The sequence below is a fragment of the Pseudomonas sp. SCB32 genome, from assembly GCF_009189165.1.
Classification (GTDB): Bacteria; Pseudomonadota; Gammaproteobacteria; order Pseudomonadales; family Pseudomonadaceae; genus Pseudomonas.
In genome coordinates, this window is record NZ_CP045118.1 from 5,590,285 (window position 1) to 5,612,308 (window position 22,024).

Consider the following 22,024-nt stretch of genomic DNA (forward strand, 5'->3'; position numbering starts at 1 on the left):
CCCTCCAGAATCGATTCAATCGGCGTAAAACGCACTCGGGATCGTGTAGGAGCAACTGTCTTTTGGGCTATTCGCTGCGCTCACCCTTCGGGCCGCACTGAAGTGCGTTCAGCGCAAGCGCTGTCCCGAAGGGGAATCACCCAGAAAACAATGTAGGAGCGGACTCCGTCCGCGATTGGCCACCGGCGCGCGCGGAAATCATCGCGGACGGAGTCCGCTCCTACGAAGAGCAGGTCACACGGGTGAGGCGAGATGTTCCGCAAAGCACTCGCCCAGCCAGTTCGCCGCCGGCCCCAGCGGCTCGTCCCGGCGCCAGACCAGCTCCACCACCAGCGGCGGCGGCGTCCAGTCGCTGGCCAGCTCCACCAACAACGGCTGATACGCCGGGTACTGCGCCACGTGGGTCGGCAGCCAGGCCCAGCCCAGGTCACGCATCAGCAGCTCGGCCATGGCGTAGAAGCTGTCCGCGCGCCACACCAGCGGGCTGATCTGCTCGCCACCGGGGTAGTGGCTGTCCTGCGGCGCCATCAGCAACTGGCGATGCCGCGCCAGCTCGCGGCGGTCGGCGTAGTCCAGCTTAGCCAGCTCATGCCCGGCGCCGCACACCGTGACCATCTCGATGGTGCCCAGACGCTGCCGCTCCAGCGCCTCCGGCATACCCTCGTGATGGAACAGCAGGCCAAGGTCGGCGCGACGCTCCAACAGCTTGCGCGCCACGTCGCCCTGGGCGCCGCTGGCCAGTTGCACCTCCAGGGTGGGGAACTCCTGCGCCAGCGCCTGCAAGCCGGACAACACCGGCTGGTACGGCATGGCTTCGTCCTGGGCCAGGCGCAGCAGCGGCTCGGCGCCGCGCACCAGCGCCAGCGCGCGGCTCTCCAGGCGCTCGCACTGGCGCAGCACTTCGCGGGCTTCATCCAGCAGCGCCCTGCCCTCGGCAGTCAGCACCGGCTGGCGGCCGCTGCTACGGTCGAACAGGATCACGCCCAAGTCGCTTTCCAGCAATGCAATGGAGGAGCTCACCGCCGACTGCACGCGCTTGAGCTGTCGCGCTGCCGCCGAGAAGGAGGATTGATCGGCGACGCTGACGAAGAGCCGTAACTGGTCCAGGTTCCACTGCATAACCTATCTCCGCAACCCATCTCAATAGAAGATAGGTAATGACTTTATCCCATCACCCAGATGACTAGAATGCCCACCAGACCAAACGTAACCCACGCCCCGCAGCTGGCGGCGCGTCGCTTCCGGGGAGGACCTGTCATGCCCGGCTATCTCTACCTCGCCATCGCCATCGTTGCCGAAGTCATCGCCACCGCCTCGCTGAAGTCGGTGAAGGGGCTCTCTACGCCCCTGCCGCTGGTGCTGGTGATCGTCGGTTACGCCATCTCCTTCTGGATGCTCACCCTGGTGGTGCGCAGCATTCCGGTGGGCATCGCCTACGCCATCTGGGCTGGCCTTGGCATCGTGCTGGTCAGCATCGCCGCGCTGGTGCTCTACCAGCAGAAGCTCGACACCCCGGCCCTGCTCGGCATGGGCATGATCGTCAGCGGAGTGGTGGTGATCCAGTTGTTCTCCGGCAACGCCGGTCATTGAGCCGCCGTGTTCAATTCGTAGGAGCGAGCTTGCTCGCGAACCAGCGCCTGCTGCGAGTCCGTTCGCGAGCAAGCTCGCTCCTGCAGGCATAGCCAGAGCCGGCGAACGATTGCCGCAGCTCACAGGCGTTATACTGCGCGCTTCGTTTTCCCCTCGAGGCGCTTTCATGTCCGAATCCCTGAGCACCGACATCCTCATCGTCGGCGGCGGCATCGCCGGTCTCTGGCTCAACGCTCGCCTGCGGCGCGCCGGCTTCTCCACCGTACTGGTGGAGAACACCGCGCTGGGCGGCGTGCAGAGCATGCGCTCACAAGGGATCATCCATGGCGGCACCAAGTACGCCCTGCATGGCGCGCTGACCGGCGCCTCGGAAGCCATCGCCGACATGCCCGCGCTGTGGCGCGACTGCCTGGCCGGCACCGGCGAAGTGGACCTGCGCGGCGTTCGCGTGCTCTCCGACGCCCACTACCTGTGGTCGCCCGGCGGCCTGGCCGGCAACCTCACCAGCTTCTTCGCCAGCAAGGCGGTGCGCAGCCGCGTCGCCCAGGTGAAGGGCGCCGATTTGCCGCCCGCACTGCAGGACAAGGCCTTCAAGGGCAAGGCCTACCGTCTCACTGAACTGGTGCTCGACGTGCCCAGCCTGATCGCCCGCCTCGCCGAACTGGCCGGTGACAGCCTGCTGGCCGGCGAGCGCATCGAAGCGCTGCGCGACGGCGACAAGCTGGTTGGCCTGCGCATCGACGGCCGCGAGATCCGCGCCCAGCGCGTGGTGCTCAGCGCCGGCGCGGGCAATGAAGCGCTGCTGCGCGAACTGGGCGTGGAGCGCCCGGAAATGCAGCGCCGCCCGCTGCACATGGTGCTGGTCACCGCGCCGACGCTGAAACCGCTGTATGCCCATTGCGTGAGCGGCGGACCCAAGCCGCGCGTAACCGTCACCACCCACCCGCTGAGCAATGGTGACTGGGTCTGGTACCTGGGCGGCGACATCGCCGAAGCCGGTGGCGTAGCCCGCAATGAAGCCGAGCAGATTGCCGAGGCCCAGCACGAACTGCACAAGCTGGTGCCCTGGATCGACCTCTCCGCCGCTCGCTGGGCCACCCTTCGCGTGGACCGCGCCGAGCCCTCGCAGAACAACCTGCTGCGCCCGGACAGCGCCTTCCTCGCCGAAGACGGTACGCTGCTAGTGGGCTGGCCGACCAAACTGGCCCTGGCGCCGAACTTCGCCGATCGCGTGCTGGAGTCCCTGGAAAAGAGCAGCATCCGCCCGCAAGCCAGCGCTGCCCTGCCCGACCTCCCGCGTCCGGCCATGGCCCGTCCGGTATGGGAGGAGCTGCTCGGATGAAGACCCTGCATCACCTGCACCGCCCGCTGGGCAGCACTGGCCTGAACATCTCGCCGCTGGGCCTGGGCACCGTGAAACTCGGCCGCGACCAGGGCGTGAAATACCCCGAAGGCTTCCGCATTCCCGATGACCGCGAAGCCGCCGACCTGATCGCGCTGGCCCGCGACCTGGGCATCAACCTGATCGACACCGCGCCGGCCTACGGCCACAGCGAAGAGCGCCTCGGCCCGTTGCTGCGCGGCCAGCGCGACGCCTGGGTGATCGTCAGCAAGACCGGTGAAGAGTTCGACGCGGGCCACTCGCGCTTCGACTTCAGCGCCGCCCATACCCGCCGCTCGGTGGAACGCAGCCTCAAGCGCCTGGAGACCGACTACATCGACCTGGTGCTGGTGCACTCGGACGGTAACGACCTGGATATCCTGCAGGGCACCGAGGTCTACGCAACCCTGGAGCGCCTCAAGCAGGAAGGCCTGATCCGTGGCTTCGGCTTCTCCGGCAAGACCGTCGCCGGCGGCCTGCTGGCCCTGGAGCGCGGCGACTGCGCGATGGTCACCTACAACCTCAACGAGCAGGCGGAAAAACCGGTGATCGACCATGCCCAGGCCCATGGCCGCGGCATCCTGATCAAGAAGGCGCTGGCCAGCGGCCATGCCGCCCTCGCCCCCGGCGCCGATCCGGTACGCGCCAGCTTCGAACTGGTGCTGGGGCATCCGGGCGTGGCCAGCGCCATAGTCGGGACCATCAATCCGCTGCATTTGAGCCACAACGTGCGCATCGCCGCCGAGGTGCTCGACCACTGATCGGCAGACGCCATACGGTCATGTGGATTGCGTATTCCTGTGCCATGCTCAGACTCCCCGGCAAAAACCGTGGGCACAGAAAATGTCGCCACCCGGCGATTCCCACGCAATAACCTCGGAATCGCCAGGCCTTTCAGGGAAAAACCCGGAAATCCGTTGGGTTTTCGATGGTGCAAGGATCGGCCTCAGGCTGTCTGGACTCTAGCGACCCCCGAAATCGATCGGCCTGACCGTCCCCAGTGACGGTCAGCGTTCACGTCGGCGCCGCCCTGCTGGGTGTGCCCCGCGCCCTGTACGAGAAGGAGCCCACATGCCCCGTACGCTCGCCCACAAGGACCCGACCGCCTTCAAGACCCTGCCCCTGCTGGTGGAAGCCGGCAAGGACGGTCTCACCTACCAGACCCTCGGCAAGCCCCTGAACTTCGCCCAGGTGCTGGAACGCCGCCGCCCCATCCAGATCAGCGGGAACGAGCGCTTCGTCACCGAGCTGGCCAACCTCGGCGTCTCGGTGCGCCTGACCCTGAACTTCCAGGGCCGCGACCACTGGATCCTGGTGCGCCAGCGCCGCCTGGACCGTGGCGACACCGTCCTCAAGCTGATCTCCGGCTACGTGCCGGCCCATGAATTGAACCTGCCGCTGCTCACCGCAATCCAGGAAGTCGCCGAGGAATGCCTGGTGGAAACCGCCGACGGCTGGCTCGGAGGGCGCTTCGGCGATACCTGGCTGCCGACACCCTACGAGGGCAACCTGCGCTATCGCGAAGACAGCCACTTCACCCTGACTCCACTGTCCGGCGCCGCGCGACCGGTACAGGCCGGAGCCCTGCGCCTGCTGGAGCGCCCCCAGGCCTACGTGCACCTGCCAACCGCCTCGCTGCAGCTGGTCTACGACCTGCGCATGGAGCTGCCCAGGGACGCCCGCGACGTCAGCCTGTTCCACGTCGATGAAAAGCTCGAGAGCGGCCCGCTGGTGGCGCGCCTGGACCGCCGCCGCCCGGACCTCTATCTGCTGCCGCTGGACCATGGCCAGCCGACCGGCGAGCTCTATACCCTGAGCAAGGGCGAGCTGCGCAAGGCCGGCCCCCGTGGCCTTTGGCTGTCGGAAAGCTTCGCCGCCCAGGATGGCTGGCTGGTGCGCGAGGAGCGCATCCGTTTCCGCGACTGGATGGAGCAGTGGCCGCCCGCCGCCGGCAATGCCGGCAGCGGGCGGCGCACAGCCTGATCCCACCGCCATGAACCGGCCGGCCTGACAGCCGGTTCGCGGGCATGGCCCGCTCCTACAGGGGAAGTCCGCTTTTGTAGGAGCGGGCCATGCCCGCGATGAGCGGTCGACGACCGTTCATTTCAACTGACTGGAACTCTTGCCCAGCAGTCGCCGCGCGACGATCAGCAGCTGGATCTGCTGGGTGCCTTCGAAGATGTCGAGGATCTTCGAATCCCGTGCCCATTTCTCCAGCAGCTCCTCTTCCCCATAGCCCAGCGCCCCCGCCAGCTCAACGCATTTGAGCGTCACCTCGTTGGCCACCCGCCCGGCTTTGGCCTTGGCGATGGAGGCTTCCTTGGAGTTGGGCAGGCGGTTGTCAGCCATCCACGCGGCCTTCAGGGTCAGCAGGCCCGCGGCTTCCCATTCGGCCTCCAGGCGATACAGCGTGGCTTCGGCATGGCTCGCACTGAACAGCGGCTGGCGATAGTCGAAGCGGCAACCGGCCTTCTTCAGCAGCTCGCGGGTGCGGTCCAGCGAGGCCTTGGCCACGCCGATGGCCATGGCGGCCACCAACGGGCGGGTGTTGTCGAAGGTTTCCATCACCCCGGCAAAGCCCTTCTGCACATCGATCTCGGTGTTGCCCAACAGGTTGGCGGCCGGCACGCGGCAGTCGCTGAAGCTGATAGAGGCGGTGTCCGAGGCCTTGATGCCGAGTTTCTTCTCCAGACGGGTGACGGTCATGCCCGGCGTGCCCTTCTCCACCACGAAGGACTTGATCGCCGCGCGGCCCAGGCTCTTGTCCAGGGTCGCCCAGACCACCACCGCATCGGCGCGGGCGCCGGAGGTGACGAAGATCTTCTCGCCGTTGAGCAGGTAGTGATCGCCATCGCGGGTGGCGGTGGTGCGGATCGCCGCCGAGTCCGAGCCGCAGCCCGGCTCGGTGATGGCCATGGCCGCCCAGGTGCCGGAGAAGCGCTTGAGCTGCTCCTCGTTGGCCACCGCGGCGATGGCGGCGTTGCCCAGGCCCTGGCGCGGCATGGCCAGCAGCAGGCCGGTGTCGCCCCAGCACATTTCCATCACACCCAGGCAGGCAGAGAGATTGCCGCCGTTCTTCACGCCCTCCTCCGCGCCAGCCTTGCGCTTGCTGGCCGAGGTGGCACCGACGGCGTCGGGCGAGCCGGCGTTCATGCCGTCCAGCAGCGCGGCCAGCAGGTCCAGCTCCTTGGGGTAGGCGTGTTCGGCCTTGTCATACTTGCGGGAAATGGGTCGCAGGTAGTTCTCCGCCACCTGGCGGGCCTGGTTCTGCAAGGTGCGAAATTTTTTCGGCGTTTCGAGATACATGCAGGGCTCCTTACAGGTGCAGGCCGCCGGTCATCAGGCTGACGGCGCGCAGATCGCGGTACCAGCGCTCGGCCGGATGTTCCTGGGTGAAACCATGGCCGCCGAGCAACTGCACGGCGTCGGTACCGATCTTCATCGCCTTCTCCGCGCAGAGCAGCTTCGCCAGGTAAGCCTCGCGATGGAACGCCTGGCCGCGCTCGGCCAGTGCGCAGGCGCGCCAGACCATCAGGCGCATGGCGTCCAGTTCGACAGCGATGTCCGCGACCATGAAGGCCACGCCCTGCCGATGGCTGATCGGCTCGCCGAAGGCCTCGCGTTCGTTGCAGTAGGTGATCACGTAGTCCAGCGCCGCCTGGCCGGTGCCAACCGCCAACGCACACCAGGCCAGCGCTGTGTAATCGAGGAAGGCCTGGTAGTCGAAGCGCTCCGCCGCGAGCCGCTGCTCGACCGGCACCTTCACGCTCTTGAAGCGCACCCGCGCGGCGCCGGTGGCCTTCAGGCCCATGGCCGGCTCGGCGCGCACTTCGACGCCCTTGGCGCGGGTGTCCACCAGGAGCAGGGCCGGGCCGTCGCCGGTGTCGGCGGCGACAATCAGTTTCTGCGCATCCACACCCCGTACCACCAGGCACTTCTCGCCGGACAGCGTGTAGTTCGAGCCGCGCTTGCGGGCTTTCGTGGACAGGCGCTGCGGATCGGCCAGCAACTGCGGCTCGTTCACCGCGATGGCGATCAGCGGCGCGGCCTCCTCGGCGACGAAGGCCGGCAGCCAGCGCGCCTGCTGTTCGGACGACGCCCAGCGACGGATGCAGTTGGCGGCCGACAGCGGTACCAGCAGCGCGGCAGCCAGACTCAGGTCACCACGGGCAAGGGCTTCGGCAATCAGTGCATTGGTGACCACGGTGCGCTCGCCGGCCATGCCGCCGTGCACTTCACTGACGCCGTAGTGGGTCAGGCCCAGCTCCTGCGCCTGGGCCAACAGTTCCAGGCTGAGACCGGCCTTGGCGTCGGCGTCGCGGGCGGCGGGCCGCAGTACTTCGGCGGCGAAGCCGTCGAGCATCTCCACCAGCATCTGCTGCTCGTCGGACAGGGACAGGTCGAAGAGCCCGTCCGGGTCAGCCTTGCGCGGAGTCTTGGGCTGTTTGGCAGCGCGCTCGCTGGCCAGCCGGAAGCCGGTGCGGCTGCCGCTGTAGAGCATTCTCTCGAAGGGTTTGCGCAGCTTCAGTCGGTCCGGCCAGTCGGCCTGGGCAACGCGATTCAGCACGGCCAGGGCGCGGCCCTGCACGTCGGTGGTCATGGCATCTCGCTCCGCGGAGGGTGGATGCCGTTGATCATGCGCCGGGAATCGGCGGGGGAACCATGACCGCTTTGCCGGGGCGATCTGGCAATGAGGTCAGTGTCTTGTGGGTAATGGACCCGGCCTGTCGGCCGGATCGCGGGCAAGGCCGGCGCATCCAGGGAAACGAAAGACGATCAGTTCTGGTGCCGGATCTTCTCGACGATGGCCGTGGTGGAGCTGTTCTCCACCAGGCCGAGCACACGGACTTCACCGCCATAGGCTTTGACGATCCCGGCCCCGACCACCTGCTCGACGCCGTAGTCGCCGCCCTTCACCAGCACGTCCGGACGGACTTCGGTGAGCAGGCGTTCGGGAGTGTCCTCGCCGAAGTGGACGACCCAGTCCACCGCGCCGAGACCGGCCAGTACGGCCATGCGGCGGTCGACGCTGTTGATCGGGCGGCCCGGTCCTTTCAGGCGGGTCACCGAGCCGTCGTCGTTGACCGCGACGATCAGGCGGTCGCCCTGGGCGCGCGCCTGTTCCAGGTAGGTCACGTGGCCAGCGTGGAGGATGTCGAAGCAGCCATTGGTGAAGACGATCTTCTCGCCGTGGGCGCGGGCGTCCTCGATGGCCAGCAGCAGCTGGTCGAGGCTCAGCACGCCACGCTCGGAGCCCTGCTCGCGCTGCACGGCGCGGCGCAGTTCCGGAGCGCTGATGGCGGCGGTACCCAGCTTGCCGACCACGATGCCGGCGGCCAGGTTGGCCAGGGCCACGGCCTGCGGCAGGTCTTCACCGGCGGCGATGGCGCCGGCCAGGGTGGAAATCACGGTGTCGCCGGCGCCGGTGACGTCGAACACTTCGCGGGCGCGGGCCGGCAGGTGCAGGGCGTTGTGGCCGGGGCGCAGCAGGGTCATGCCGTGCTCGCCACGGGTGACCAGCAGCGCGCCGAGTTCCAGCTCGGTCATCAGTTGCAGGCCTTTGGCGACCAGCTCGGCCTCGTCGGCGCAGCGGCCGACGATGGCTTCGAATTCGGAGAGGTTCGGGGTGATCAGGCTGGCGCCACGGTAGATGGCGAAGTCCTTGCCCTTGGGGTCGGCCAGCACCGGGATGCCGCGCTGGCGGGCGGCCTGGATCAGCTGCTGGTGGTTCTTCAGCGCGCCCTTGCCATAGTCGGAGAGCACCAGTACGCGGACGTTATCCAGCAGCGCCTCGACATCGGCGGACAGGGCCACGGCGTCGGTGCGGAAGGCTTCCTCGAAGTCCACGCGCAGCAGTTGCTGGTGACGGCTCATGACCCGCAGCTTGACGATGGTGGGCTGGCCGGCGATGCGCTGGAAGCGGGTGGTCACGCCTACCGCCTGCAGGCTGTCGCTCAGGCTGTCGGCGGCCTCGTCGACACCGGTGACGCCGACCAGGAAGGCCGGGGCGCCCAGGGCGGCAAGGTTCAGCGCGACGTTGGCGGCACCACCGGGGCGGTCCTCATGCTGCTCGACCCGTACCACGGGCACCGGCGCCTCGGGCGAAATGCGCGAGGTCGCGCCATGCCAGTAGCGGTCGAGCATAACGTCGCCTACCACCAGCACGGGGGCCTGATCGAATCGGGGCATGGTCAGTTTCATGGGAACTCCGCAGGTCGAAATCGCCGCGGATAATACCATAGCCATCCAGTGCGACTTGTGCCGAGCACTGGCCGGTCAGCTGCCAGTTACGGCAGTCGGCGCACCCAGAACAGCTCGTGGCGGCGCACCGCCTTGCGGAAAAACTCATCCTCGCCGCTCGCCGGCCACTGGCGCCCGGCGAGTACGCGCTGGATCAGCCGACGCAGGCGCTTCTTGCCGGTGAGCGGGGTCTGCAGGTCGTGCTGCAGGGCGAGCGCCTGGGCCTTGTCGATGCGGGTCGCTGTATCGAGCACTGGGCTCCACAGCGGATCGGCCGGTAATGCCTCGATACAAGGTGGCAGGGCAATGCCGCCGTCGGCCGGGCCCATCGGCCAGCGGTCGTTGTCGTGCAGGTGGTTGGCGTAGAGCAACAGGGTCTGTGGCTTCCAACTGCTGCCCTGGATTGCCTCCAGCGCAGCCCGGGTGGCCTGCACGTGGTCGGCGTGGGGGTCCAGTTCCGGATGAGCAGTGAGGATCACGTCCGGGCGGACATGCTCGATCAGCGCGGTCAGGTCGGCCACCAGGTTCAGCCAGGTCGGCGCGCCGTCGCGGTCGCCGGGCAACGGCAGCGGATTGAAGCTACGCACGCTGCGCACATCGCTTTCACCGGATTCGCGCGAACCGAAGGCCTGGCTCGGCTCGGCGGCCATCGCCGGCAGCTGCAGGCAGTAGTAGCCCAGTTGCACGCAGCGCTCGGCCGGCACCCCGCCCCAGAGCGGCGCGGCAATGCTGTCCCAGCTGCGCAGGCGACCTTTCAGGCGCGCGGCGGCGGCCTTGTCCAGTCCCAGGCGCTGGTAGTGTTCGGCCTCGATCTCGCCCTGGGTCAGGGTGACGATCCAGGCGTCCGGGCAACGGCTGTACTGACCGAAGGCGGCCAGCTCGGCGTCGTCGGCATGGGGCGCGACGATCAGCAGGCGCTGCCGGGCGTAATCGGGATTCTGGAAGGCATGCAGCACGCCCTCCTGCCCGATGCGGCAATGGCGACTGCGGATGCGCAGGTGACCTGCGCGCAGGGCGTCGCCCTGGCCCGACAGGTTGATGTAGCGCTTGCCGCTGACACCGCGTTCGAAGTCCTGGCGATCATTGTCAGCGCCTTCGATCAGCACCTGCGGGTCGAGCCAGCGACCCAGCAGCGAAGCCTTGATCTCGACCTCCAGCACCAGGGTCTCCGCGTCCGCCGGCAGCGCACCATCGGCGATCTGCAGCCCATTGGGACCGATGGATACCGGCAAGGTGGCGGTGCCCTGCGGGAAGTCGTAGCGGTAGTCGTCGCGCGGCGAGTAGAAGAGGTGATCAGCGAACCAGGCTTCGTGGGCGACCCAGCCCAGCAGCACGGCCAGCGGTACGCTCCACCAGGGCGCGAAGACGCCGAGCAGGATCAGCGCCAGCAGGGCAATGAGCAGGACCACGCGCTTCTTGCGACGGTGCTGTTTGAGCAGTTGCTGCTTGCGGGCGCTCATGGTGGTTCTCCGTTTAGCGGAATCGCGGACGAAGTCCGCTCCTGCATTGTTTCCTGGGTGATTCCCCTTCGGGACAGCGCTTGCGCTGAACGCACTTCAGTGCGGCCCGAAGGGTGAGCGCAGCGAATAGCCCAAAAGATAGTCGCGTCTTCAGGCCTGAGGTCAGACCTGGAATACCGGCACGCGATGGCACCAGCGGTCCTTGTACTCGCGGTCGGCGCGGCCGAAGGAATAGCGCAGCGGCTTGCCCAGCGCCTCGGCTTCCGCCCAGGCTTCCTGCGTATTGACGAAGCTGAGCACGCTGCCGGGGCTGAACTCGCGGTTCTCCGGCGCGACGCCGCCGTTGATGTACTCGACGCTGACCCACTTCGGCGCTTCGACCCGGTAGAGAATCTGGATCGCCACCGGCTCGCCGTCCAGGCGCACCAGGGAGCCGCGCATGAACTCGCGCATCAGGGCGAAGACTTCGGCCAGCCGCGCCTTGCCCGGCACCTCGAATTCCCAGCGGCGCTGGAACAGGTCGGCATAGATGCGCGCCTGCTCCTCGGGGCTCAGCTCGCTCATGGGCTGCAGCGCCCCACCCGCCTCTTCCAGCAGGCGCTGTTCGCGGCGCTGGTTGTAGCGGAATTTCTTGGAGAAGTCGGCCGGGGCGCGGTTCATCGCCAGTTGCTCGGGCTGCTCGCGAGCGTCGCTGACCTGCTCGCGGTTCAGCTCGGACAGGTAGCGCACCTGGTGGCGCAGTTCGACGCGCGCGCCTTCGGCGATCGGCAGGATGATCTCGGCATTGCCCAGGTCGAACAGGGCCTTCTTGCCCGAGCGCTTGAGCACATCCTTGGACAGCGCCAGGTTGCGCCCCCAGGTCGGCACGGCGGCGCGCAATTCGTCGCCTTCGAACCAGCCGAGGTAGCGCACCGGGATGCCCGCCAGGCTGGCGAGGCGCTCGACCACGTCCGGATGGGTGGCGACGCTGCCACCGAAGGTCTGCCAGGCGGTGGCATAGTCAGCCGCAGCGATGGGCGTCCAGCCACGTTCGCGGAAAAGGCGCAGGTGGTTCAGCATGTCAGGTGTTCCGCGCTGGCGTCATACCGACTGCTCGGTACGGGTGCCGACCTCGACCGGATCGTCGGCGAACTGCCGCGCATGCAGACGGGCGTAGTAGCCGTTCTGCGCGATCAGCTCGTCATGGCTGCCACGCTCGACGATGTGCCCCTGGTCCATCACCAGGATCAGATCCGCCGCTTCGATGGTGCTCAGGCGGTGGGCAATGACCAGGGTGGTGCGACCTTCCATCACCTTTTCCAGGGCGGCCTGGATGTGCCGCTCGGACTCGGTGTCCAGCGCCGAGGTGGCCTCATCGAGGATCAGTACCGGGGCATCCTTGAGCAGCGCGCGGGCAATCGCCAGGCGCTGGCGCTGGCCGCCGGAGAGCGTTACGCCGTTCTCGCCGACTTCGGTCTCGAAGCCTTCGGGCAGGCGGTCGATGAATTCGCGGGCGAAGGCGTCGTCGGCGGCTTTCTCCACCGCGCTGCGCGGCTTGCTGGCGAGGTCGCCGTAGGCAATGTTGTTCAGCACGCTGTCGTTGAACAGGTTGACCTGCTGGGTCACCAGCGAAATGTGCTTGCGCAAGTTGTTCAGTCGGTAGTCTTCGACATCCACGCCATCGAGCAGGATCTGCCCTTCGCTGTGGTCGTAGAAGCGCGGAATCAGGTTGGCCAGGGTCGACTTGCCGCTACCCGAGCGGCCGACCAGCGCCACCATCTGGCCCGGTTCGACACTGAAGCTCAGGTCCTTGAGCACCTGTTTTTCGGTGCCCGGGTAGGTGAAGCTGAGGTTCCTCACCTCCAGGCGGCCGTTCACGCGCTCGCGTTCGACGGTACCGTTGTCCACTTCGGGCGTCTCGTCGAGCTGCTCGAAGATGCTCTCGGCGCCCGCCACACCCTTCTGGATGGTCGAGCTGACTTCGGAGAGCTGGCGGATCGGCTTGGGCAGCAGGCCGGCCATGGAGATGTAGGCCACCAGATCACCGACGGTGGCGTCGCCGCGCAGCAGCAGCACCAGGTACAGCAGCACCGCCATGGCGCTGTAGATCACCAGCTGCAGGATGGGGGTATAGACCGCGGAGGTCTTGTTCATGCGCAGGTTCTTTTCGGTGTTCTCGCTGCTCACGTGCAGGAAGCGCTGGCGCTCATAGGACTCGCCACCGAAGCTGCGGACCACGCGGTAACCCTGGATGGTCTCGGAGGAGACGTGGGTCACGTCGCCCATGGCCACCTGGATCTTCCTGCTCTGCTTGCGGAACTTCTTGCTGGCGCTGGTCACCAGCACGGCGATGATCGGCAGGATGGCGACCATCACCAGGGTCAGTTTCCAGTTCATCCACATCAGGGTGAAGAACAGGAAGACCACGGTCATGCCTTCACGGATCACGATCTTGATCGCATCGGTGGCGGCACCTGTGACCATGGTCACGTTGAAGGTGATGCGCGAGATCAGGTGCCCGGAATTGTTCCGGTCGAAGTAGCGGTTGGGCAGGACCAGCAGGTTGTTGAACAACGCCACCCGTAGGTCGTGAACCAGGCCGAGGGAGACCCTGGCGATGAAGTAGTTGCCGAGGAAGGAGCCGACGCCCTGCCACATGGAGATCAGCACCACCAGCAGCGGCACCGCGAAGAGCAGGCGCAGGTCGCGCAGCCAGGGCCAGGGTGCAGTGGGGAACAGCGACGCCTCGGGATTGCTCAGGCCGTCGACGAAATACTTGAGGATGCCGGCGAGCATCGGCTGGGTCGATGCGAAGATCAGGAAGCCGACGATACTGAGGGCGAACATTCCCCAGTAAGGGCGCACATACGACAACAGACGTAGGTAGATGCGAAAGGATGAGCGATTATCGCTGCGGGAAGGTACGGTCATCTGGGCGCACTGCGATCAAAAGCGACACTTTACCACAGCTTCCGGCAACACTCGGTGCGCGCATTCCCACCTGACGGCAATGCGCCTTCCGCTATAATCCCCCGCTTTCAAGCAAGACCGGCCGTTCGCTCATGCTCGCTCGCTCCACCGTCAACTGGTCACAATCCACCTTCGACTTCATCTGCCGCTGGATATTGCCCGCCGGCTATATCGCGCTGCTCGCCGGCATGATGCTGGTTGCCGAACGTCCCCAGTATCACCGGCTGGTCTACCTGCTGCTCTGCTTCCCCGCATTGCTGGCCCTCTGCCTCAAGCCCAGCGGTGTCCGCGTGCTGCTCAGGGAGCCGATGGTCCTGGCCTTTCTCGCCTTTGCCGGCTGGGCGATTCTGAGCATTGCCTGGAGCCCGGCGGGCGATGACGTCGACGGACTGGTGAAAAGGCCGATCTACGTGATCATGCTGTTCGCCGCCAGCGCCATGTTGGCGCTGCTCCAACCCAAACGCCTGCGATACGCCTACCTGACGGCCGCGGTACTTGTGCTGCTGGCATCGGTCTACAGCCTGATACTGTTCTTCGAGCACTACAAAGCCGGCAACCGGATGATCGGCGGGTTCGGCGCCCTGGATAACCCACTGCTCAGTTCGCACCTGTTCGGCTTCTTCTGCACGTACTGGCTCGCCATCGGCATGAGCCAGCGTCGTCGGCGTGCAATCCTGCTGGCGACCCCGGCCCTGCTGGTAATGATCACCGCGACGCTCGCCACCGGATCACGCACCCCCCTGCTGGCACTGCTGCTGGCGTCGGTCTGGCTGATCGCCCTGCGTGGTGGACGGCGTGGCCTGCTGTTGTTCATCGGGCTCCTGGCCGGCGGCGCACTGCTCCTGCTGTTCCCCGACACCCTGCTGAGCCGGGGCACATCCTACCGCCTGGAGCTCTGGCACCTGAGCTTGCAGGAAATCGCCAAGGCCCCCTGGCTGGGGCACGGCTATCGCGCGACCCTCGCAATCGATCCGGGCAACGGCATCGAATTCAGCGAGCCGCACAGCTTCATCCTCGGCGTGCTCTACTACGTCGGCATCATCGGCCTGCTGCCGTGGCTGTGCATGTACCTGCTGGGGCTGTACAGCGCCTGGCGGAACCGTCGAGACCCGATGTACATGATCGCCTCCGCGCTGCTGGTGTTCGGGCTCGGCGCCGGGCTGACCGAGGGCGGCGACATTCTCTCGCGCCCCAAGGAGCACTGGCTGCTGCTATGGATCCCGCTGACCCTGCTCGCCGGGCTGAACATCGCGACGCGCCTGCGCTTCGGCCGCACGGTGGAGATGCGCGACCTGCCCGTATCTGACTACGAGCGGCTCAGCGCCAGGAGCCGACTGATCGAAGAGGACGGGCTCGGGCCAAAGGTCCTCGAGCTGGCCGATGGCAGTTTCCTCAAGCTGTTCCGTCGCAAGCGCCTGGTGAGCTCCGCCCGGCTGCTGCCCTACGCCAAGCGTTTCGCCAACAATTGCCGTTTCCTGCTCCGGCTGGGTATCCCCGCCCCGGAGGTAACCGGCCTGTATCAGCTTGACGAACGCACCACCGCGGTCCAGTACACCCCGCTACCTGGCCAGACCCTGCGCCAGGCGCTCGCCGCAGCCAGCAGCGACAAGGCCCGGGCACGCCTGGTACGGCGCTTCGGCGCACTGCTCGGGCAGTTGCACGAACTGGGGGTGTATTTCCGCTCGCTGCACCTGGGGAACGTCCTGGTACTGCCGGACGGTGATTTCGCCTTGATCGACGTCGCCGACATGAATATCCGCCTCAGCCCGCTCGGACGCACCCTGCGCATTCGCAACCTGCGCCACATGCAGCGCTACCCGGAAGACCGGAGAGTGCTTTTCGAGCAGCACCTGCCGCAGTTGCTGGAGGGTTATGCCCTGGAAGCCGGCAAGCGCGCGGCCGAGGATATCCGTCAAAACGTGGAAAACCGCACGCCAGCCTGAATACCTTGGGGCCTGCACACGCAGCCCCAAAGCAATACATCTCGGCCAAGCGACGATCTCCCTTAGCAATTCACCACGGGCAACCACGGCACGCTCATCCGTCCCGGGTTGCCCGCTCCAACCTCGGCCATGGGGCCGCAACGCGCGGAACGCATCGTCGGCGCCCGTGGCGTTGCCGTTTTCCACCGGAGCACAAGAAGAACATGTGGGTCCTCAACCCTTTACTGGCCGTGGCCGCCTATGCCGTCGCCATCGCCACAGCCTCCTGCCTGGTCCGTGCAGTCCCTGCACTGCGGCAGTTGCTCGACGCGCAAAGTGGCAGCCGCTACGCCAGCATCGACGGCTTGCGCGGCTATCTCGCCTTCGGCGTCTTCATTCATCATGCGGTGATCACCTGGTTCTTCCTGCGGAACGGGCAGTTCGACTTTCCTCCGTCGAACTTCTACTCCCAGCTTGGCCAGGCCAGCATTGCGCTGTTCTTCATGATCACCTCCTTCCTGTTCTGGGGGCGCCTGCTCAACCAGGGACGCCAGCATGACTGGCGCGCCTTCGCCATCTCCCGGCTATTCCGCCTGTACCCGCTGTACCTGCTGGTCATGGCTCTGGTGGTACTGGGAGTGTTCTACGCCAGCCACTGGCAACTGCGCGATACGCCCGACGAACTGGCCGTGCAACTGACTCGCTGGCTGATCTTCGATCGACCGGACATCAACCAGTACGAACAGACCGGCGGGTTGATCTCCAACGTCACCTGGACGCTCAGCTACGAGCTGTTCTTCTACGCTGCGCTGCCGCTGCTCGGCATCGTCTTCCTCAGGCATCCCGGCTGGCGCACGGTGCTGCTCTGCCTGCTCGGCATCTACCTGCTCAGCGAGCTGTTCGGCTGGAACCATTCGCTCAAGCGCTCAATCCTGGCCAGCTTCCTGGGCGGCATCGGCGCGGCCTATTGGGTGCGTAACCCGAAACTGACTCGCTGGGCACGGACCCCATTCGCAGGCGGCATCGCCCTGCTGGCCCTGCTGCTGGTGATGAGCTGCTTCGATCGCAGCTTCCACACGCTGCCGCTGCTGTTGCTCAGCCTGTTCTTCTGCATCGTCGCGTCGGGCAATCGGCTGTTCGGCGCCCTGAGTCTCCCGGGCATCCGCTGGATGGGGGAGATCAGCTACAGCACTTACCTGCTGCACGGACTCCTGCTCTGGGTGGTGCTGCGACAGTTGCCACGCGGCGCCGGCCTGGATATCACCCAGGCGATCTGGTTCATCCCGGCACTGGCCGGAACCGGTTGCCTGCTGGTGCTGCTCAGCAGCCTGACCTTCATGCTGATCGAACGCCCCGGCATACGCGCCGGCAAGCGTCTGAGCGAGGCCCGGCGGCCCGAGCCGGCACGCGCAACCTGAGGCCGGGGAGGCTGGCGGTCGCGCTGCCTGGCCAGGAAATCCCTGACCGCGACTTCAGTGCTTTTCCAGCGGAGAGAAATACAGGCGGGCCAATCCGCGCAAGGTTCGCCGCGTCCAGGCCTTGAGCGGCAGCTGGGCGAGCAGCTCGCGGGCCAGGGCACGGTCACGGTTGGCGACCTTGATGAACATCGAGTTGATGGCGCGGTAACGCACTTCGTCGTAGCTCGGGTGGTCGCTGAACAACGCGTAGGTGCGCAGGATGTTGTCGATCATGAACCGGTGGTTCTTGTAGCTGTTGGTCGCGTGCTTGCGATAGCGCGCCATGACCACACTGAGGCCATCGATGAAGTAGCCGGCGTGGGTGACCTTCAGCTCGATCAGCAGGTCTTCCAGGCGAATCTGCGGGTCGAAACCGCCGACCTTCTCCAGCGCCTCGCGGCGGAACAGCAGGGTCGGTGCCGGCGGATAGGGTTTGCGCTCGAGGAACATGTCGTCGAAGTCCAGGCGACGGAAAGGCACGTCGCGGCGCTGGCGCTTCTCCGGGAACAGGTTGCCCTGGGAGTCGATCAGCTCGATGTTGCCCGCACAGATGCCGACCTCGGGCTTGTCGCGCATGTACTCGACCTGGATCGCCAGGCGGTCGGGCATCATGATGTCGTCCGAACCGAACGGCGCGATCAGCTCGCCCCGCGAGCGGGCGATCGCCTCGTTGAGGGTGTGGGTAAGTCCACGGTTTTCCTGCACACGGAAGTCGAAACCGTGCTGCTCCTGCAGGCGGCGGATGCGCTCGACGCTATCGTCCTTGGAGCCGTCATCGACCACCAGCAGCTCGATATTGGGATAGGTCTGGTTGAGCACGCTGAGGATGCTTTCCTCGATATACGGCCCGTGGTTGTAGGAGGCGATGATGACCGTCACCAACGGTCTGTAGGTCTCACTCATGACGGCCCTTTCCGGCATCGCGCAGCGCCCCCTCGATCAGGTCGAGGTAATGCTGGCGGAATTCATCGATATCGTGCTCTCGGCACAGGTAGGCATAGGACTGGTCGCCCTTCTCGCGCAGCCGCTCGTCGTCCAGCGCGAGGTAGTCGGCCAAGGCTCTGGCCAGGGCATCGGCGTCGCCCGGCGGCACCAGCTGCCCGCCGGCGCCCAGAAGCAGGGGGCGCATGGCCGGAATGTCCGAGCCGATTACCGGCAGGCGACCGCTCATGCCCTCCAGCAGCGCCAGGCCCAGCCCCTCTTTCAGCGAGGGCATCGCCCAGATGTCGAAGGCGCGCACGTATTGCAGGGCGTCCGGACGACTGCCAGTCAGGTGAACCTTGCCGGCGATGCCAAGGCGCTCGGCTTCCTGCCGCAGGGTCTGCTCCTCGCGGCCGGCACCGATGATCGCCAGGTGCGCGTGCGGGAAGCGCTCATGGATCTGCGCGAAGGCGCGGATCAGGTAAATGTGGCCCTTGACCGGCACCAGCCGACCGAGGGCGCCGACCAGGCGCACATCCTGGGGCAGGTCGAGCCGGCGGCGCGCCTCCTCGCGGGGGAGCTGCAGCGCCTCGGCCTGCGGAATGTCGATGGCGTTGGTGATGGCCACCGTATTGCGTTCGGTGAAGCCGCAGGCGCAATCCAGCAGGTACTGGCGCACGGCCGGCGAAACGCCGACGAAGCGCCAGGCCTTGTCGATCAGGCGGCGCGTCTGCAGACGCCGGTAGAGTCGGTCGTACTCACCAAAACCATGGGAAATCCCGATGCACACCGGCACCCGCAGCCAGCGATTGAGCTGCAGGAACATGTTCACCGGCTTGAAGCGGTTGCAGACCACGACGTCGAAGCCTTCCGCGCGGCAGAAGCGGTACAGCTGCCACATGGCACGCAGGCGCATGCCCTTGAGCTGCGCATCGGAGAATTCGAAGTACACCGAGCGCTGGGCCCGGCTGACCGGTTCGCCCGCCCCCGGCTGACCACGCAGGAAGGCCGAGACCACGTCGAAACGCTCCGCCGGCAGGCATTTGACGATCTGCTCGGCGAGGTCGGCGAAATCATGCGCCTTGACGTTGTAGTCCGGCTGCAGTTGAAGAACCTTGTAGCGCTTGCTCATTACCAACCCCTGAAAGCACGCGGCCCGGCAACACCGGCCCGCGCTACGTCGCCCGTCTTGGTGACCCGGCCGCCGCAACGGCGGCGCCGGTCAGCGCTCCGACTCGGCCGTCAGCGCCGCGACCTGCGGCAGATGCCAGAACTCCCGGCGCACCGCCTCGTCGGAGAAGCGCATCCGCAGGCGCTCATCCATCAACCGGGCGCAGGCCTCGCGCTGCTGGCGGTCGAGCGCGGCCAGGTGCAGCAGCCCTTCCCCCAGCGCCGCATCATCGCGCAACGGGAAGAGTATGCCGACACCCTCGACCACTTCCCCGGCACCGCCTCCGGAAGTGGAGATCGCCGGCACACCGGCTGCCATCGCCTCCAGCAGGACCATGCCGAAAGGCTCATGGTCGGAGCTCAGGGCAAAGGCATCGAATGCCTTGAAGTAGCGCCGGGCATCGGGCACCTGGCCGAGGAACAGCACGCGTTCGGCGATGCCGAGCTCGCGAGCGAGGTCCTTGAGGTCTTCCTCCAGGCGGCCCTTGCCGAGGATAGCCAGCAGGCTGTTGTGCGGCAGGCGCGGCAGTGCCTGGGCGAAGCCGCGCAGCAGGGTCGCCTGGTCCTTGTCCGGGTGCAGGCGGCCGACGTTGCCGACCACCCAGGCGTTGTCCGGCAGCCCCAGGTGCTGGCGCGCCGGGTAGCGGTCGACCTGAACGGCCTGCAGCGCGTCGACGTCGACACGGTTGTACAGCGTCTCGATGCGCGCCTTCGGCCAGGCAGGCAGGCAGGTGCGGATCTCGTCGCGCACTGCGTTGGACACCGCCAGCAGGCTCAGGCGCTTGGCGAAGACGCGGGCGAACAGCTTGCGACCCAGCCGCTGGAAATCGCCGAATCCATGATGCACACCGATGACCGGCAGCTTGGTGCCGAGCATGGCGATCCAGGTCGGCTTGAAGCGATGCGCGATGCAGAAGCGGAAGTCGCGCGAGCGGGCAATCTCACGCAAGTCGCGGATCGCCTTGAGCTTCAGCCCGCGGATGTCCCGTGAGCTGTAGTCGAGGAAGAGCACCTCGTCGCTGGCGCAGCCGGCGGCCACCTCCGGGTCGGGCGTACCGGTGAGGAACACCGTGGTGACCCGGTAACCGGTACCGGCGAACAGGCTGGCGTACTGACGGGCACAGTCGAGGAACGGCCCGTCATAGCCGTGGCAGAACTGCAGGACGCGCGGTTCAGCCGAGCGAGTCATAGGGCTCCGCGCCATCCTTGACCACAAGGATGTCCTGCATGATCAGGTACTGCAGGTCCGAGCCGTAGAACATGTTCAGGGCGTCGGTCGGCGAGCAGACCATCGGCTCGCCACGGCGGTTCAGCGAGGTGTTGAGCGCCACGCCGTTGCCGGTGAGCTTCTCCAGCTCCTTCATCATGTCGTAGTAGCGCGGGTTGAACTCGCGCTTGAGCACCTGGGCGCGGGAGGTGCCGTCTTCATGGACGACTTCCGGCACGCGGGTCTTCCACTCTTCGTTGACTTCGAAGGTGAAGGTCATGAACGGCGCCGGGTGGTCGATCTTGAACATCTGCGGGCCGACGGTATCAAGCATCGACGGGCAGAAGGGCCTCCAGCGCTCGCGGAACTTGATCTGCGCGTTGATGCGGTCTGCCACGCCGGGAACGCTCGGGCAACCGATGATCGAGCGGCCGCCGAGGGCGCGCGGGCCGAACTCCAGGCGGCCCTGGAACCAGGCCACCGGATTGCCGTCCACCAGCACCTTGGCGATCAGCTCGGACAGGTTGTCGATCTTGCGCCAGGTCGGCTTGGCCTCGTGGCGGGCGCAGGCGGCGATGACGTCTTCGTTGCTGTATTCCGGTCCGAGGTAGACGTGTTCCATCTTCTCGACCGGTACGCCGCGCTCCCAGGACACATAGGCCGCCGCGCCAACCGCGGTGCCGGCATCGCTGGCCGCGGGCTGCACGTACAGCTCCTTGACCTCGGGACGGGCGATGATCTTCTGGTTGAGCTTGACGTTCAGCGCGCAGCCGCCGGCGAAGGCGATCTTGCCGGTCTCGCGGATGATGTCGCCCAGGTAGTAATCCATCATCTCCAGCGCCAACTTCTCGAACAGCGCCTGGATGCTGGCGGCGTAGTGGATGTAGGGATCGTCGGCGATGTCGCCTTCACGCTTCGGACCGAGCCACTCGATCAGCTTGGGCGAGAAGTAGTAGCCCTTGCCCTTTTCCTTGTAGCGACGGAAGCCGATGACGTTGGCGTACTCGGTGTTGATGATCAGCTCACCGTTCTCGAACTTGGCGAGGCGGGAGAAATCGTACTTGCTGGCGTCGCCGTAGGGCGCCATGCCCATGACCTTGAACTCGCCGTCGAGCATGTCGAACCCGAGGTATTCGGTCAGCGCGCCGTACAGGCCGCCCAGGGAGTCCGGATCGTAGAACTCCTTGATCTTGTGGATCTTGCCGTTCTCGCCGTAGCCGAAGAAGGTGGTGGCGTATTCGCCCTTGCCGTCGATCCCGAGGATCGCGGTCTTCTCCTTGAAGCCAGAGCAGTGGTAGGCACTGGAGGCGTGGGCCAGGTGGTGCTCGACCGGCTGGATCTTGGTCTTCTTCAGGTCGAAGCCCAACTGCTGCAGGCACCACTGGATGCGCTTGTAGTAGCGGTGGTAGCGGCGGTTGCCGAGCAGGATGGCGTCCAGCGCGCGGTCGGGCGCGTAGGCGTAGCGCTTGGCGTAGTGCCAGCGGGCCTTGTCGAAGATGCTGATGGGGGCGAAGGGAATGGCCACCACGTCAACGTCCGACGGCTTGATCCCGGCCTGCTCCAGGCAGAACTTGGCCGACTCGTAGGGCATGCGGTTCTTCGCGTGCTTGTCGCGGACGAAGCGCTCTTCTTCGACGGCCGCGACCAGCTTGCCGTCGATGTACAGGGCGGCGGAAGGGTCATGGCTTACGGCGCCGGACAGGCCGAGGATGGTCAATGCCACAGGG

17 protein-coding genes are annotated in these 22,024 nt (G+C 66.4%); 6 read left to right on the top strand and 11 right to left on the bottom strand.

The window, feature by feature from the left end:
* Positions 1 to 234: 234 nt before the first annotated feature.
* A complete protein-coding gene (locus GA645_RS25605; RefSeq protein WP_152226672.1) occupies positions 235 to 1,119 on the bottom strand; it encodes a LysR family transcriptional regulator in 885 nt (294 codons plus the stop codon).
* A gap of 138 nt (positions 1,120 to 1,257) precedes the next feature.
* Between GA645_RS25605 and GA645_RS25610 the strand changes: the two genes are divergently transcribed.
* The 4 genes from GA645_RS25610 to GA645_RS25625 all read left to right on the top strand — a co-directional run bounded on the left by GA645_RS25610 (position 1,258) and on the right by GA645_RS25625 (position 4,954).
* Positions 1,258 to 1,590, top strand: coding sequence for a multidrug efflux SMR transporter (locus GA645_RS25610; RefSeq protein ID WP_152226674.1), 333 nt, complete (start codon positions 1,258 to 1,260; stop codon positions 1,588 to 1,590).
* A 166-nt stretch (positions 1,591 to 1,756) separates the two neighbouring features.
* The gene (locus GA645_RS25615) at positions 1,757 to 2,932 is read left to right on the top strand and encodes an FAD-binding oxidoreductase (protein WP_152226676.1); all 1,176 of its coding nucleotides are present in this window, start codon (positions 1,757 to 1,759) and stop codon (positions 2,930 to 2,932) included.
* Positions 2,929 to 3,732, top strand: a complete 804-nt coding sequence (locus GA645_RS25620; RefSeq protein WP_152226678.1) for an aldo/keto reductase — start codon at positions 2,929 to 2,931, stop codon at positions 3,730 to 3,732. The genes GA645_RS25615 and GA645_RS25620 overlap by 4 nt, the downstream gene beginning before the upstream one ends.
* 310 nt (positions 3,733 to 4,042) lie before the next feature.
* Positions 4,043 to 4,954: a metal ABC transporter ATPase gene (locus GA645_RS25625; RefSeq protein WP_152226680.1), complete on the top strand. Its 912-nt coding sequence runs from the start codon at positions 4,043 to 4,045 to the stop codon at positions 4,952 to 4,954.
* A gap of 117 nt (positions 4,955 to 5,071) precedes the next feature.
* Here GA645_RS25625 and GA645_RS25630 read toward each other — a convergent pair whose 3' ends face one another.
* The 6 genes from GA645_RS25630 to msbA form a co-directional block, all read right to left on the bottom strand.
* A complete protein-coding gene (locus GA645_RS25630; protein WP_152226682.1) occupies positions 5,072 to 6,277 on the bottom strand; it encodes an acyl-CoA dehydrogenase family protein in 1,206 nt (401 codons plus the stop codon).
* Between the two features lie 10 nt (positions 6,278 to 6,287).
* Positions 6,288 to 7,571: an acyl-CoA dehydrogenase family protein gene (locus GA645_RS25635; protein WP_152226684.1), complete on the bottom strand. Its 1,284-nt coding sequence runs from the start codon at positions 7,569 to 7,571 to the stop codon at positions 6,288 to 6,290.
* A gap of 176 nt (positions 7,572 to 7,747) precedes the next feature.
* Positions 7,748 to 9,172, bottom strand: a complete 1,425-nt coding sequence (hldE, locus tag GA645_RS25640; RefSeq protein ID WP_152226686.1) for a bifunctional D-glycero-beta-D-manno-heptose-7-phosphate kinase/D-glycero-beta-D-manno-heptose 1-phosphate adenylyltransferase HldE — start codon at positions 9,170 to 9,172, stop codon at positions 7,748 to 7,750.
* Between the two features lie 86 nt (positions 9,173 to 9,258).
* Entirely contained in the window at positions 9,259 to 10,671 is a 1,413-nt protein-coding gene (locus GA645_RS25645; protein WP_152226688.1) for a PIG-L deacetylase family protein, read from the bottom strand.
* Between the two features lie 162 nt (positions 10,672 to 10,833).
* A complete protein-coding gene (locus tag GA645_RS25650) occupies positions 10,834 to 11,730 on the bottom strand; it encodes a GNAT family N-acetyltransferase (RefSeq protein ID WP_152226690.1) in 897 nt (298 codons plus the stop codon).
* A gap of 21 nt (positions 11,731 to 11,751) precedes the next feature.
* Positions 11,752 to 13,581, bottom strand: coding sequence for a lipid A export permease/ATP-binding protein MsbA (gene msbA, locus GA645_RS25655; RefSeq protein WP_152226692.1), 1,830 nt, complete (start codon positions 13,579 to 13,581; stop codon positions 11,752 to 11,754).
* A 131-nt stretch (positions 13,582 to 13,712) separates the two neighbouring features.
* Here msbA and GA645_RS25660 point away from each other — a divergent pair, with 131 nt between their 5' ends.
* Both GA645_RS25660 and GA645_RS25665 read left to right on the top strand, forming a co-directional pair.
* Positions 13,713 to 15,563 carry an O-antigen ligase family protein gene (locus GA645_RS25660; protein ID WP_152226694.1) on the top strand — a complete coding sequence of 617 codons (1,851 nt, stop codon included), beginning with the start codon at positions 13,713 to 13,715 and terminating at the stop codon, positions 15,561 to 15,563.
* A 203-nt stretch (positions 15,564 to 15,766) separates the two neighbouring features.
* Complete coding sequence (locus GA645_RS25665; RefSeq protein WP_152226696.1) at positions 15,767 to 16,960, top strand: acyltransferase; 1,194 nt, start codon at positions 15,767 to 15,769, stop codon at positions 16,958 to 16,960.
* A 54-nt stretch (positions 16,961 to 17,014) separates the two neighbouring features.
* Here GA645_RS25665 and GA645_RS25670 read toward each other — a convergent pair whose 3' ends face one another.
* The 4 genes from GA645_RS25670 to GA645_RS25685 all read right to left on the bottom strand — a co-directional run bounded on the left by GA645_RS25670 (position 17,015) and on the right by GA645_RS25685 (position 22,020).
* On the bottom strand, positions 17,015 to 17,902 hold the full coding sequence (locus tag GA645_RS25670; protein WP_152226697.1) for a glycosyltransferase: 888 nt from the start codon (positions 17,900 to 17,902) through the stop codon (positions 17,015 to 17,017).
* Entirely contained in the window at positions 17,895 to 19,052 is a 1,158-nt protein-coding gene (locus GA645_RS25675) for a glycosyltransferase (protein WP_152226699.1), read from the bottom strand. Before GA645_RS25675 ends, GA645_RS25670 begins: the two co-directional genes overlap by 8 nt.
* Positions 19,053 to 19,142: 90 nt before the next feature.
* Entirely contained in the window at positions 19,143 to 20,279 is a 1,137-nt protein-coding gene (locus GA645_RS25680) for a glycosyltransferase (protein WP_152226701.1), read from the bottom strand.
* Positions 20,263 to 22,020: a carbamoyltransferase gene (locus tag GA645_RS25685; RefSeq protein WP_152226703.1), complete on the bottom strand. Its 1,758-nt coding sequence runs from the start codon at positions 22,018 to 22,020 to the stop codon at positions 20,263 to 20,265. The genes GA645_RS25680 and GA645_RS25685 overlap by 17 nt, the downstream gene beginning before the upstream one ends.
* Between the last annotated feature and the right edge of the window lie 4 nt (positions 22,021 to 22,024).

Coding starts and splice junctions, on each gene's coding strand:
- msbA (WP_152226692.1), bottom strand. CDS start 13,581: ATGACCGTACCTTCCCGCAGCGATAATCGCTCATCCTTTCGCATCTAC.
- GA645_RS25675 (WP_152226699.1), bottom strand. CDS start 19,052: ATGAGCAAGCGCTACAAGGTTCTTCAACTGCAGCCGGACTACAACGTC.
- GA645_RS25635 (WP_152226684.1), bottom strand. CDS start 7,571: ATGACCACCGACGTGCAGGGCCGCGCCCTGGCCGTGCTGAATCGCGTT.
- GA645_RS25650 (WP_152226690.1), bottom strand. CDS start 11,730: ATGCTGAACCACCTGCGCCTTTTCCGCGAACGTGGCTGGACGCCCATC.
- hldE (WP_152226686.1), bottom strand. CDS start 9,172: ATGAAACTGACCATGCCCCGATTCGATCAGGCCCCCGTGCTGGTGGTA.
- GA645_RS25660 (WP_152226694.1), top strand. CDS start 13,713: ATGCTCGCTCGCTCCACCGTCAACTGGTCACAATCCACCTTCGACTTC.
- GA645_RS25665 (WP_152226696.1), top strand. CDS start 15,767: ATGTGGGTCCTCAACCCTTTACTGGCCGTGGCCGCCTATGCCGTCGCC.
- GA645_RS25610 (WP_152226674.1), top strand. CDS start 1,258: ATGCCCGGCTATCTCTACCTCGCCATCGCCATCGTTGCCGAAGTCATC.
- GA645_RS25645 (WP_152226688.1), bottom strand. CDS start 10,671: ATGAGCGCCCGCAAGCAGCAACTGCTCAAACAGCACCGTCGCAAGAAG.
- GA645_RS25680 (WP_152226701.1), bottom strand. CDS start 20,279: ATGACTCGCTCGGCTGAACCGCGCGTCCTGCAGTTCTGCCACGGCTAT.
- GA645_RS25605 (WP_152226672.1), bottom strand. CDS start 1,119: ATGCAGTGGAACCTGGACCAGTTACGGCTCTTCGTCAGCGTCGCCGAT.
- GA645_RS25670 (WP_152226697.1), bottom strand. CDS start 17,902: ATGAGTGAGACCTACAGACCGTTGGTGACGGTCATCATCGCCTCCTAC.
- GA645_RS25620 (WP_152226678.1), top strand. CDS start 2,929: ATGAAGACCCTGCATCACCTGCACCGCCCGCTGGGCAGCACTGGCCTG.
- GA645_RS25625 (WP_152226680.1), top strand. CDS start 4,043: ATGCCCCGTACGCTCGCCCACAAGGACCCGACCGCCTTCAAGACCCTG.
- GA645_RS25615 (WP_152226676.1), top strand. CDS start 1,757: ATGTCCGAATCCCTGAGCACCGACATCCTCATCGTCGGCGGCGGCATC.
- GA645_RS25630 (WP_152226682.1), bottom strand. CDS start 6,277: ATGTATCTCGAAACGCCGAAAAAATTTCGCACCTTGCAGAACCAGGCC.